10 protein-coding genes are annotated in these 12,565 nt (G+C 54.1%); 4 read left to right on the top strand and 6 right to left on the bottom strand.

Annotated elements, in window-relative coordinates; all coding sequences use genetic code 11:
- Positions 1-22: 22 nt before the first annotated feature.
- Entirely contained in the window at positions 23-1,105 is a 1,083-nt protein-coding gene (locus TH3_RS08575; protein ID WP_007090000.1) for a saccharopine dehydrogenase family protein, read from the bottom strand.
- Positions 1,106-1,282: 177 nt separating this feature from the next.
- On the opposite strand from TH3_RS08575, the gene TH3_RS08570 reads away from it, so the two are divergent.
- The 3 genes from TH3_RS08570 (at position 1,283) to TH3_RS08560 (ending at position 5,546) form a co-directional block, all read left to right on the top strand.
- Entirely contained in the window at positions 1,283-1,720 is a 438-nt protein-coding gene (locus TH3_RS08570; protein WP_007090001.1) for an Lrp/AsnC family transcriptional regulator, read from the top strand.
- A gap of 45 nt (positions 1,721-1,765) precedes the next feature.
- Positions 1,766-3,610, top strand: a complete 1,845-nt coding sequence (locus tag TH3_RS08565) for an adenylate/guanylate cyclase domain-containing protein (protein WP_007090002.1) — start codon at positions 1,766-1,768, stop codon at positions 3,608-3,610.
- Positions 3,611-3,764: 154 nt separating this feature from the next.
- Positions 3,765-5,546 (top strand): adenylate/guanylate cyclase domain-containing protein, encoded by a 1,782-nt coding sequence (locus TH3_RS08560; protein ID WP_167710563.1) that lies wholly within the window; start codon positions 3,765-3,767, stop codon positions 5,544-5,546.
- Positions 5,547-5,638: 92 nt separating this feature from the next.
- Here the strand turns inward: TH3_RS08560 and ykgO are convergent, their stop codons facing one another.
- Positions 5,639-5,764, bottom strand: coding sequence for a type B 50S ribosomal protein L36 (gene ykgO / locus TH3_RS08555; RefSeq protein WP_007090004.1), 126 nt, complete (start codon positions 5,762-5,764; stop codon positions 5,639-5,641).
- A 150-nt stretch (positions 5,765-5,914) separates the two neighbouring features.
- Entirely contained in the window at positions 5,915-6,961 is a 1,047-nt protein-coding gene (locus TH3_RS08550; protein WP_007090005.1) for a methyltransferase domain-containing protein, read from the bottom strand.
- 187 nt (positions 6,962-7,148) lie between these two features.
- On the opposite strand from TH3_RS08550, the gene TH3_RS08545 reads away from it, so the two are divergent.
- Positions 7,149-8,519, top strand: coding sequence for a DnaJ domain-containing protein (locus TH3_RS08545; RefSeq protein WP_007090006.1), 1,371 nt, complete (start codon positions 7,149-7,151; stop codon positions 8,517-8,519).
- Between the two features lie 56 nt (positions 8,520-8,575).
- On the opposite strand, the gene TH3_RS08540 is transcribed toward TH3_RS08545, so the two are convergent.
- The 3 genes from TH3_RS08540 to TH3_RS08530 all read right to left on the bottom strand — a co-directional run bounded on the left by TH3_RS08540 (position 8,576) and on the right by TH3_RS08530 (position 12,361).
- On the bottom strand, positions 8,576-10,036 hold the full coding sequence (locus TH3_RS08540; RefSeq protein WP_007090007.1) for an aminoacyl-histidine dipeptidase: 1,461 nt from the start codon (positions 10,034-10,036) through the stop codon (positions 8,576-8,578).
- A gap of 133 nt (positions 10,037-10,169) precedes the next feature.
- Positions 10,170-10,679 (bottom strand): GNAT family N-acetyltransferase, encoded by a 510-nt coding sequence (locus TH3_RS08535; protein ID WP_007090008.1) that lies wholly within the window; start codon positions 10,677-10,679, stop codon positions 10,170-10,172.
- 47 nt (positions 10,680-10,726) lie between these two features.
- Entirely contained in the window at positions 10,727-12,361 is a 1,635-nt protein-coding gene (locus TH3_RS08530; protein ID WP_007090009.1) for a sensor domain-containing diguanylate cyclase, read from the bottom strand.
- Positions 12,362-12,565 lie beyond the last annotated feature (204 nt).

Raw genomic sequence — 12,565 nt, 5'->3', positions numbered from 1 at the left:
AGCATGATGCGGGGGTTATTCATCAATCCTCGTGGCTGAAGTAATGGCCGAAACGGTTGGCAAGAAAATCATCAAGCGAAACCTGTTCCTGCCGGATATATCCCTTGCCCGCCAGTTTGCCGGTCAGGACCATATCCATCACCGCACAAAGCCCGGCCGACGTCGTGATCTGGATCGCCGACCAGTTCCTGCCACCGATTGCCGTGCCATGAACCTTGCGGATAAAGTTTTCCTCGCAAAGCTCGCCATCGCGGGTACCAATTGCATCGGCAAAAATCACGATCACGTCCTGACTTGTGATCGGTAGCGACTTTTCAAAGATCTCCTTCATCAGATCGGGGCGCTTGCCAAGCCCAAGGTCTTCGATCAGGATTTTCAGGATTTCCTGATGCCCGGGGTAACGCACGGTCTTGTAGTCAAGGTTTTCGACCTTGCCTTCCAGCATGTCACAAAGCGCACCGACCCCGCCCGATGTATTGAATGCCTCGTATTCGGTGCCATCGATGGTGAAACGCTCATATCCTTCAAGCGGCAGAACCTCGATCCGCTTACCCTTGTGGATGGCTTCGCACGGGTTCAGATATTCGTTGATCAGACCATCTGTCGACCATGTCAGGTTGTATTTCAACCGGTTGGTCGGGTTTTGCGGCAGGGCACCGACACGAAGACGCAGGTTCTGAACGCTATCAAACCGCTTGAAAAGATCGTGGGCCGCGATTGAAATAAAGCCGGGTGCCAAACCACATTGCGGCACAAACGCCCCATCGGCATCCTTGGCAATATCACGAATGGCACGGGTGGTTTCAACATCTTCGGTGACATCAAAATAAGATGCGCCAACACTGCGCGCCACACGCGCAATCGCGACATTAAGGTAAAACGGACAGGTCGACAGGATTGCATCATGGCCTTTGGCCACATCCGTCAATGCCGCCTCGTCGGTGACATCAACCTTGACCAGCGTTGCCGCATCATCCTTGGCACAAATTTCAAGCATATGCCCGTTGGAATCCGCCAGCGTCACCGCATATTCGCCACTTTCACGCAGCATGACAGCAGCAATACGACCGATTTTACCTGCCCCAAGGATCAGAACTTTTTTCATTTCAGCAAACTCCCATTTTGACGCCTTTGACCGCATATGATGCGTGGCCCCGCCTGATTATGGCCCTGATAACGTTATTGTTATGCTGTCTTGATGGTCTTCCGCTGGACTGCCGGTTACAACCCGGCGATACTGTCATTTCTCATGATTTAACCGTTAAAATCACGGGCTACACCGATGAAACGCAACATTGATGACATTGATCGCCGCCTGATCGCCCGGCTGCAACAAAACGCCCGCACCCCGATTGCGGCCCTTGCGCGTGATGTCGATCTGTCACGAAGTGCTGTTCAGGAACGCCTTGAACGCCTTGAAAAGGCAAAGTTCATAACCGGATACACAATACAGCTTGGCGAACAAGCACGTGCGCTTTTGCTTGCCGAAGTCATGATACAGGTCGAACAGAAACAGTCTGCCGGGGTGGTCGGCGCGCTTCAGAAAATAACCCACTGCATTCGGTGCCTTGCGATTTCCGGTGAATATGACCTGATCGCCGAAATTGCCGCCGACACATCCGAAGAACTTGATACCGTTCTTGACCAAATCGGGGCCTTGCCCGGAATTAAACGCACGGCAAGCTCAATCATCCTTTCCACGAAATTTGATAGACGATAAACTGCCCCCGGGTTGGGGAGCCTCTGTTCGGGAATTTTCAAAAAATTGGCTGAAAAACGCAGATATTCCGTCCTGACTGTTCTGCTTGCCGGGTTTTCTGTCACCAGCATTCTTGGTGTCGGTATTGCCCTTTATGTCGGACTTGGGGCCGCCTATCAAAACACCCGCAACCTTTGGGTCATGCTTAGCGATCTGGACCTGACATCGGTCCAGCGAACCATGCATGAACGGATGGACAATGTGGGTAAACGTGCGGTCTGGGTCGCCGATCAGGTGGCAAGTGGCGCTCTGGATCCAAGCTTTCAGTATGGCTGGAACAATGCGATGCGCGCACTTTCGGCGTCGCAAATCGATGTGATGGCCTATGGTCTGATTACCGGCGACCGCCAGTTTATCGGCTATAATCCCGAAAATATGAGCGAAATCCGCCGTACATTGCCCAGCGATGATGTTATTTTTTCAGAACTGGCGCATTTACGCGGACCAACGGTTAATCACACCGGTTTTCCACGATGGGACCCCTATTTCAAGCAGACAGTGATTGCTGATTGGATTCCATTGTTTGCGGACGGCCGCTACGTCGGAACATTCATCCAGTATCTGTCACTGTCAAACCTGTCCAACAGCCTTATCCGTGGGCGCGAGGACTTGCCTGGTGTTCCGTTTATCCTGATCGCCGGAAACCGTGTCATGGCCCATCCACGTCTTCGTGAATGGGGCGATAGTGCTGCATCGGCACTGGTAAATGGCGCGGATATCGCACGCAGCCCTATTCCCCTTCCGACGATCAATGATATCGGCGATCCGGTTCTGGCCAATATCGGCAAGTCCGAGTCCATTGATATTGGCGATGAAAGCAAAAAACGCCCCGAAGCCAAAAACCTTCGCCTGTCCGGCCTTGATCTTGATGGCCGCTATTCGATGATCGTCACCAAACAGATGATGAATACCCCCTTCTCGCCGATCATCATCGGGATCCATTTCGAAGAAGAACTGTTTGATGACGAATGGAACAGGCTGGTTCTGGCATCGGTGATGGGTGGGACTGTTTTGCTGCTATCGATCATCGTTGCCGTGATCATTGCCCGTCACTTTACCAAACCGATCCGCCGTTTTGCCGCTGCCGCCCGGGCATTTGAGGAAGATGGTATCGAAAACCACGATTTCCCCGACCTTAAAGGCAGCCGTATTCGCGAATATGATGATGCCGCACGATCATTCAATCACATGATCAAGGCCGTCCATGACCGCGAACGGATCAGCAGCCTGTTTGGTAAATTCCTGCCGGCCTCCATTGCCCGCAAACTTCTGGCATCGGGAACCGATTCCGGGGTTCTTCCGCCGCAGCAGTGCGAGGCAACTGTCCTGTTTGTCGATATCGAAGGCTTCACGACATTATGTGAAGAACTTGAACCGCAACAGATCATCTCGATGCTCAATGCCTATTTTGATTGCGCGACCGGCATTATCGAAGAACATGGTGGCATCATTACCCAGTTCCAGGGTGGCGCAATTCTTGCGGTATTTAACGCCTTTGATGAATTGCATGACCATGCCGATGCGGCCCTTGATTCGGCCATCGCCATTCAGCATGCCGTCAAAACCCGCCAGTTCGACGGACTTTCCATTCATTGCCGCTGCGGGGTGAATACCGGGCGCATGATCGCCGGGAATGTCGGCGCAAGTGCCCGCCTGTCCTTTACCGTGCACGGCGATGCCGTGAACACCGCGTCGCGGCTTGAACGGGAAAACAAGGAACTGGGAACCCGCATCCTTCTATCAGACAGCACCCGCGATCTCCTTTCCGATCCCGAGCGGGTGGTAAAAGCCGGACAAATCCAGTTGCGTGGCCGTCATACCGAAACTCTAATCTATACCTGCCGGAATTGACCCGCGCGATATGCTTTTCATTGCGTTCAATCATCAGTAAGCTTTGCCGATAACCCGGAAAAACAAACCGGGCCATTGGGGGCATACGGGGAATATGATGACCAAACGCAGGGGGCGTTTTTCGATACTTGGCGTATTGCTGGGCGCGTTTTTTATGACCAGCGTACTCGGTGTGGGGCTTGCACTTCGCCTTGGCCTTGATACGGCTTATGACAACACCCGCAATCTATGGATTGCGATGACCCATGCCGACCTGAAAGACGCGCAAAATGCCATGCGCAACCGGATCGAACGGATGCAACGCCGCAATATCTGGGTCGCCCGCGAAGTGGCAAATGGCGATCTTTCACCCGATGACACTGCCATCTGGGACAATACCCTGGCGGCCCTTGTGACCAATGAACTCGATGTGACCGCCATCGGGCTTCTGATGCCCGATGGTCGTTTCCGGTGGTACGATCCAAAGACGGACAGGACTGTCTCGCGCCAGGCCGATCCCCAGGAAGACATCATCGCCCGATCCCTGATCGCCTTTGGCCCGGGCCAAAGCATCACGCAGTTTCCACGCTGGAACAGCCTGGTCAATCAGGTCGTGATTACCGAAATGATCCCGCTGTTTCAAAGGGGGGAATATATCGGATCGCTTGTGCAGCTTGTATCACTTGGCGATTTTTCACGCGATCTGAAAACGGACCCGACAGAGGCCGGACGCACGCCATTTGTCATCGTCAATGATCATGTCATTGCCCATCCCGCCTTGCCCGACTGGCACCAGTTGCACCCGCCCGCAAATATTGGAACCGATGATGTTCTTGGCGTCCTGCCCCGTATCGGCGACCTTGCCGATCCGGTTCTTGCACAGATGGACCAGTGGCAGACATTTGATTTCAACGACGGCCGAACACCTGATGGAACCAATGGTTCGACGGCCTCTGCACTCGAAACCGAGGGCGGATACCACGTTATCATCACCCGGAAATTTGAAGAATCGGCAGGTCTTCCAATTGTAATGGGCATGCATTTTGATCCGACCGTTTTTACCCGCGAATGGGAACGCCTGAAGCTCGCGACACTGATCGGAACGGCAATCATGGTTCTTGCCATCATTCTGGCCGTCATGATCGCGCATTATTTCACGCGCCCGCTTAAACGGTTTTCCGCCGCAACAAGGCAACTTGAAACCGGTATTCTTGACAATCTGCCGATCCTGCCCGGCAGCCATATCATCGAATTTAACGATGCATCACGATCATTCAACAATATGGCCATCACCCTGCGTGACCGCGAACGCATCGGACGGCTGTTTGGCAAATTCCTGCCAACGGCCATCGCCCAGCAATTGCTGGCCTCTGACGATGACACCGGCAATATCCAATCCCGCCAGTGCGAGGCATCCATCCTGTTTGTCGATCTGGTCGGCTTTACGACCCTAAGCGAAAAGATCGCCCCGCAGCGGATCGTCACCATCCTGAACGCCTATTTTGCCAAGGCAACGGCAATCATCGAACAAAATGGCGGCATCATTACCCAGTTTCAGGGCGATGCCATCCTTGCCGTGTTCAATGCCTTTGACGAGGTGCCCGGTCACGCCGATGCGGCGGTGCGAACGGCAGTCGCCCTGCAAACGCTGGTTCATAATGAACTGTTTGACGGTGAAGAACTGCGCTGTCGCTGCGGGATCAATACCGGCCTGCTGGTCGCGGGAAATGTCGGGGCGCCGGACCGTCTGACATTCACCGTACACGGCGATGCGGTCAACAGTGCAGCCAGACTGGAAGCCAAGAACAAGGAACTCGGCACGCGCATCCTGATCGCAAGCACCACATTCGATCAGCTTTCAGACCCGTCACAGGCCCGTCTTGCCGATGAAATTCTGCTGCGCGGACGCAGCGAAACAACCGCTGTCTATACCATTCCGATAGATGGCATTGATTAAGAAAAGGGTTGGCAAGCCGCAAAACACAAAACGCCGCATTGGATAAACCGATGCGGCGTTTTGTAAAACCTGAGAGAACAAGGTACCGGGAATTAACCCTGGCGCGCCTTGAAACGCGGGTTCTTTTTATTGATCACGTATACGCGGCCACGGCGGCGCACGATACGGCAGCCTTTTTCCCGCAGCTTCGCGGATTTCAATGAGTTCCGGATCTTCATAATAGTAAACCTTAGAAACTTGGCCCCTTCGAGGAAGCCGGAAAATAGAAGTACACCCAGCCCCTGTCAACACCTAAAACAGGTTGCAGCGACAGAATTCCGGACAAAGTCCATTCCTTCGTCGCCCGCCGTAGACATGAAACAGGGCAATCACCTGATCGTTGCGTAGAACCGATAAAAGGCTAGCGTTCCGTTTTCAAGCATTTTTACGCGATTCATCCACATTTCCATCTCTGGCACCAGATATGTCAGCACATCCGGGTCCAAACCGCTGTTCTGGATATCTGCCAGCATCGCCATCCAGGCGGCTTTGATCTGACTGACATGCACATCCGTCTCGTCCTTGGCGATACGGATATCGAATTTCAGCTTGCCCAACACCTTTTTGTATTGGTCAGCCGTCCATGGAAACGGTTTGAAGTCCTCATACTTTGCCCAATTGGCCACCTCATCTTCGTGGCCCTCGGACGTCAGGACATAGTCGGTCAACAATATCTGGCCGTGATCACGCAGCGTTTCCGCCACCGAGACCAGCAAGACATCCTTTTTTTCGATGTGGAAAAGATCGCCAAACGAATAAACCACGTTGAAATAGGCTTTGCGCAAATCGGGGTTGGCCGGATCAAAGGCCTGCACCGGGACTTTTTTCTGAACTCCGGCCTGCACGGACCGCTCCATCCCCAGCAACGCCAGTTCGCCATCCCGCTCGTAGGCAGTTACCCAGACACCAAGCTTGTCGGCAAGCAAACGCGCAACCCCGCCAAGCTTCGCCCCGATTTCAAGGCAGCTCAGCGTCTCGTCAAGTGCAAGCGGCTTTGCCAGTTCCAACGCATAATCATGACCACCCGGGATCATGATGCCGCGATCAAACAGCTTGGCATAAAGCTTGATTCGTTCCGGTGGCCAGCGACCGATTTCATCATCAAGGTCAAGCTCGCCCAGTTCCGGCTCAACAGGCCGGGCAAGAAACAGGCGCATTTTGTGAAGCCACGCCCGGTAATCATCGATTTCTTTTTGCAGAAGATAATATTCGACCGGGTTGTCATACCCCTGCCAACGCGCACGAAGTTTTGTTGCAAGGCTCAGACTGTGACCTTCGGGCATCACGAATTCCGCCATATCACCACCATGACCACCATTGTGATCAAGGACATCGCCGTCATGGTCGGCATTGCGTTGCCAGAATTTAAGTTTCAAGGCGGATACTCGCTAAGCGGTTCGCAGATAAGCGGATCAATTCTTGCAAAATATGGCAAATACGCAAAAGTGACAACGTGTTAAGATTTCAATCATATGATCCCAGCATCGATACGAATATAAAGTGAATGTGATTTAACCTGCCCGGCTTCGGGACAATGTTTATGTGCAGGATGCCTTTTCACGAATGAGCCAGGATCACCTCGGGATCTATTATCGCCTGCTGAAAATTGCGCCGGGCGCCAGCGCAAAGGAAATCAAGCTTGCCTACCGCAAGCTTGCCTTTGAATTTCATCCTGATCGCAATACAGATATCGACGCCGAGGAAAAATTCAAGGACATCACCGAAGCCTATGAAATCCTGACCGGCGCGCGCAAGGCACCGCCAAACCCATCACGTAACGGTAAAAACGGTACCGGCACAAATGATGGCACAGCCGGCAAACAGCAAAACGGGCCCTATGGCCCACAGGCCGCCGGTGCCCAAAACGCCAATTCGCAACAACGCACCCGTCAGGGCTTTGCCGGTACAGGGCGCAAGGCCGAAACCAACCGCGAAAGCGAAGAGGAACGCTTTGCCCGCGCCAACGAAGCCTATCGCCAGCAGCAGGAACGCAACGCGGCACGCAAATCAAACATCCATCCAGGTGCCAAGCGCCACGCAAAAGCACGCGCCAAGCCCGATCAGGCCGGTTTTGTCCGCTGTGCCGTGACAGAAGTCGTATCCGCCCAACCCCGCATGGTTGAATTCACCATTGTGCGCGGTTTTCTCAATTCCCTGAAAATCGAAAAAATCACCGCCAATCTTGCTCCCAAAGGGGCAAAACGCATGGCGCTTAAGGCCAGTTTCAAAACATGGCTCCGCGGTTTCTGGGGCTGGCGCAGCTTCATTCCGGCATGGCGGGCAATCATTGGCAATATGCGCGGCGGCACCCTGCCCGCAGAGGGCAATGCAAAACTTCTGTTCACACAGGCCACTGCGTTCGAACGCAGCGGAAATAAACCCCTTGCCCGGGCCGTGTTGTTACAAGCCAGTGATTTCATCGGCACCAACCGGTCGGTGCTGGCCGAACAGATCCGCGCTAATCTGCGGCGTCTGGATGACGGAAAACCCCTTCGCCGGGTCCGCAGCGAATGGAAACAGGCCGGGATGCTCGATGCCCTTTTGCATCTAAGCCCGCTGTTTGTTGCCATTTTCTGTTTGCTGGTGGCGTTTGGACCGGGGCAAGGCTTTGTCAGTCACGACATCCCGCAACTTGTTGCCGACAAGACCAGCGAACTGACGCGCTCCGTCGAAAAGCTGATCGGCGAAGATCGCGATCCTTATTATATTGACCGTGATCTTCTGAACATGCGCGAAGGCCCCGGCATCGAATATCCGGTCATGCGGCGTCTGGCACGCTTCGAAACCGTCTATGTCGACGGACCAAGCGAGGATTTCTGGATTGAAATTGAAACAGCCCTTGGCGAAACAGGGTTCGTCAATCTGGATGCGCTGGTTCCCGGAAGCGGTGCCAAGGCCCGCGATGAATGGTGCGCTACAAACAGTTGCGACTGACCGCGGATACGATCAGTCGCAACAGAAACTCATTTGATATGGCCTGATGGAACCGGTCAGTTCTTGACCGGAACCGCCTTCAGCGCCGCCAGAAGATAATCCCAGAAACGCAGGACACTTGGCACATGGACGCATTCGTCCGGGCTATGCGCGCGTTTGATGGTCGGGCCGAACGACACCATATCCCAATGCGGATATTTCGCGCCCAATACACCACATTCAAGCCCGGCATGAATGACCCGGATTTCAGGGTCTTTGCCAAACATGTCGCGATGAACCGCTTTCATCATATTGACGACTTCGCTATCCGCGTTCGGTTTCCAACCGGGATAGGCATCGCCCCACTTCACCGTCGCACCGATATTTTCAAACACCGATGTCGCAACCTCGCGCAGGGCATCCCGCGCCGAATTGATCGAACTGCGCGCCGAAAGGGTCACATCCGCCTTCCCATCGGCCAGTTTGACAATCGCCAGATTGATTGACGTTTCAACCACACCTTCAACGCTGGTGCTCATGGCGTGAACACCGTTCGGTGCCCCGACAACCGCGTTATTGAAACGTTTGGAATCCGCTGCACTCATCGCTTTTGCTGGCAATGCGACATCTTTGGCTGCGATGGCAAAATTCGGCTCGATCGCGCCGATCTCGTCTTTGACCTCGGCGGCAAAGGCGCTCAGCGCGCCATCAAAGGCAGATACCTTTTCTGACGGCAAAACAACCGTTGCAAAGGATTCCCGCGGGATCGCATTACGCGCCGTACCGGCATTTATGGTCACAATCCGCACGCCAAGATCACGAATGGCAGTGCGCAGGAAACGCGCCATCAGCTTGTTGGCATTGCCAAGGCCCAGAATGATATCAATGCCCGAATGCCCGCCCTTAAGCCCGGTCAGGGCAATTTCACGCGCGACCTGAACGCCTTCAACGGCTTCGGGGGTATAGGCAAAACTCGCGACCAGATCACCACCGCCGGCACACCCCACACAAAGCTCGTACTCGTCTTCGGTATCAAGGTTCAGAAGGATTTCGCCCTTAAGCCGCCCCGGCTCAAGGCTCATCGCACCCGTCAGGCCGCGTTCCTCATCAACCGTGAACAACAGTTCCAGCGGACCATGTTCAAGACCTTCTTCGGTCATGAACCCCATCATGGCCGCCGCCCCGATGCCATTATCCGCACCAAGGGTGGTATTGTCGGCCGTGATCCATTCACCATCCATGATCATACGGATCGGGTCGGTGTCGAAATTGTGGGTCGATCCGCTATTGGCCTGGGTCACCATATCGACATGGGCCTGAAGGATGACCATCTTGCGATTCTCGAACCCCGGTTTGGCCGGAATGGAAATGACAAGGTTACTGCCGCTGTCGCGGAAATGGGCGAAACCCTTGGCATCGGCCATCTTTTCCAGAAGCTGCAAAACGGCTTCTTCCTTGGTTGACGGGCGTGGGGTATCGCAAAGCTTCTGGAAGTTTTCCCAGATTGCGACCGGGGCAATTTTGCTGATCTCATTCACGGTGGCGCTCTCCTGTATCGTTTATTCGCGGCATTTATCGCGGGTGCCCCTGCTGCTTAGCGCATCGGCACCGCAATTTCCAGATCGTCTACGGGTTTTTACGCAACCCAGTGACAAATGATTGGATTGATATCTAGTCGATCCCGACAACATTGCTGCGCCGTTCAAGCAGCAGCACATCGCGCCACTGCCCCTGCATCGGGCCATATCCCATGCGGGCAAATCCGCTACGCTGGCAAAGAATTTCGAACCCGTGTTTTCGATGAAGGGCAACACTTCCGGTATTTTCCGGGAATATTCCGGCCTCAAGCGACCAGAAACCGTTCTGTTCCGAACCACGGATCAATGCGTTCATCAACGCACTTCCGATGCCCCGCCCTTGGCATTGCGGATCGACATAAACCGATACCTCCGCAACACCGGCAAAGGCACAGCGCCCCGAAACAGCAGACAATCCCGCCCAGCCCGTCACCTGACCGGCCTCATCGACGGCAACATACCGGCATTTCGTCAAATGCCCGTTATCCCAGTCGTCCCAGCTTCCGCCGTTTTGTTGAAAGGATGCATGGCCGGATTTCAGTGCCCGGTCATAGATATCGACAACAGCATCACCGTCCGAAGACCGCATTTCACGAATTGTCATCTTTCGCCTGCCCGATTGCGCAAAGCGCGAAGATAATTCACGGAAATTCAGTTGTCGATATCATCATCGAAGGTCAGGAACCTGATCGTGTCGCGACCGGCTTCCTTGGCGTCATACATCGCGCGGTCCGCCACCAGCAACGCCTGCTCCAGTTCCACAAACTGCCCACGCAGTTCCCCGCCGACAGTTACACCGAAACTGGCCGTGATGGTCACCATCTCGCTGCCTGAAGCACCGACCGGGATTTCGATGGCACGGATCATATTGGCAAGCCGTTCCGCAATACGCTTCGTAACCGCCGTGGTTGCAGATGGCAGCAGGACAGCAAACTCTTCTCCGCCCAGACGCACGACAAGGTCATCATCACGAAGCGCCTGCCGCAAGGTGATGGCAATTTTCTCAAGAACCCTGTCACCAACAGAATGGCCATAGGTATCATTGACGTATTTGAAATAATCCAGATCCAGCACCACCAGCCCGAATTGCCAGACCTTGCCTTTAAGCAGGCGAATTTCGCGAAGACGGCTGACAGCGGATTCAAATCCGCGCCGGTTCAGCGCCCCGGTCAGCGGATCGGTCGAAGCAAGCGCGTCAAGATGCTGCTCCTTGCGCTTGTGGCTGGAAATATCCAATGCCGAAACCATCACCCTGCCATCTTCCATCAGGTTCATGCGAATATCAGCGTGAGAACCGGACGGGGTTTCAACACTATCGACATTGGCGTGCCCGTGGCCACCTTTGATCATGGATGCATACAAATTGCACAAAATCGAAATATCAAAGACCGGATCGTCATCTTTGTTTTGTTGTTCTTCGCCAAACAGGCGGGCAAATTCACGATTGAAGTTCGTAACATTCTGATGGACATCAAGCATGGCTACAGCCGATGGCACCATGCGGATGACCTCGGTCACAGCTTCTTCAAGCCCGGCCTTGGTTCGCATCAGGGCTTCGTTCATTTCGACTTCTTCGCGCACGTCATGTGCCGTGGTCAGGATTGCCGGGCGTCCGTCGTGCCACAAAATCCGCTCGTCGGTCAGATCGCGCCAGACCGTGCTACCATCATCAAGAATATCGCGCACACGATGACGCTCGCCTTCACGCGCGCCGTGTAAAATATCAGCAACATGTTTTATCGCCCGATCCCGATCCGCTTCGGGAATAAACCGCAAGATATCGGGTTTTTCCATGAAGGCGCTGGCATTTTCCGCCCCCATCAGGCGGGCAAAGGCATCATTGACATAAAGTGCCGTCATGTCGCGATGGACCATCACGCCGATAAAGGATCGTCCCAGCATGTGATCGACCTGCATGGCCGTCGTGCCGTTATCAATCAGCTGTGCAGTGGTTAGAACCGCTTTGTCAGCGCCCCATTCGACAGTTTCGTCGCTGATCTCCATCCAGACCGGGGTTCCATCGGTGCGGATGTTATAGACCTTTTTCCAACCGTGAAAACCGGTCGAATCCTGAAACTTCGCAACAAGCTTGCTGGCTTCGTAATGGAAACTGGGCGGGATATACTGGCGCAGATCGGGCTCCGCCATGAAATCCTTCACGTCTTTTCGGCCAAGCATTTTCGCATAGGCGTCATTGACATACACAGCGTTCAAATCCCTGTGCACGACAACTCCCACCCGCGACCGCCCGTAAAGACGCGCGATTTCAGTCGGTTCGAATCGCATCAAAGCCCCACCTTCCCCGCCAATGCGATCTAACGCGCTACCTGTCCGGTTTGGCAGCGTTCATTCCGCGCGCTAATTGATCAGATTTTACACTACATTAAAAATTATTAAAATACGGCACTTGGCCTCACACCCTTGCGAATAGTTGCAGTGCAACCTGAACGGTTTCGGCTAATCACCCCCTCACGGGAGGCGCGCATCAAC

The organism is Thalassospira xiamenensis M-5 = DSM 17429, from assembly GCF_000300235.2.
In the GTDB taxonomy this organism is placed as follows: Bacteria; Pseudomonadota; Alphaproteobacteria; order Rhodospirillales; family Thalassospiraceae; genus Thalassospira; species Thalassospira xiamenensis.
Note: the sequence above shows the minus strand (reverse complement) of the source record. Positions and strands in the feature narration are given on the sequence as shown.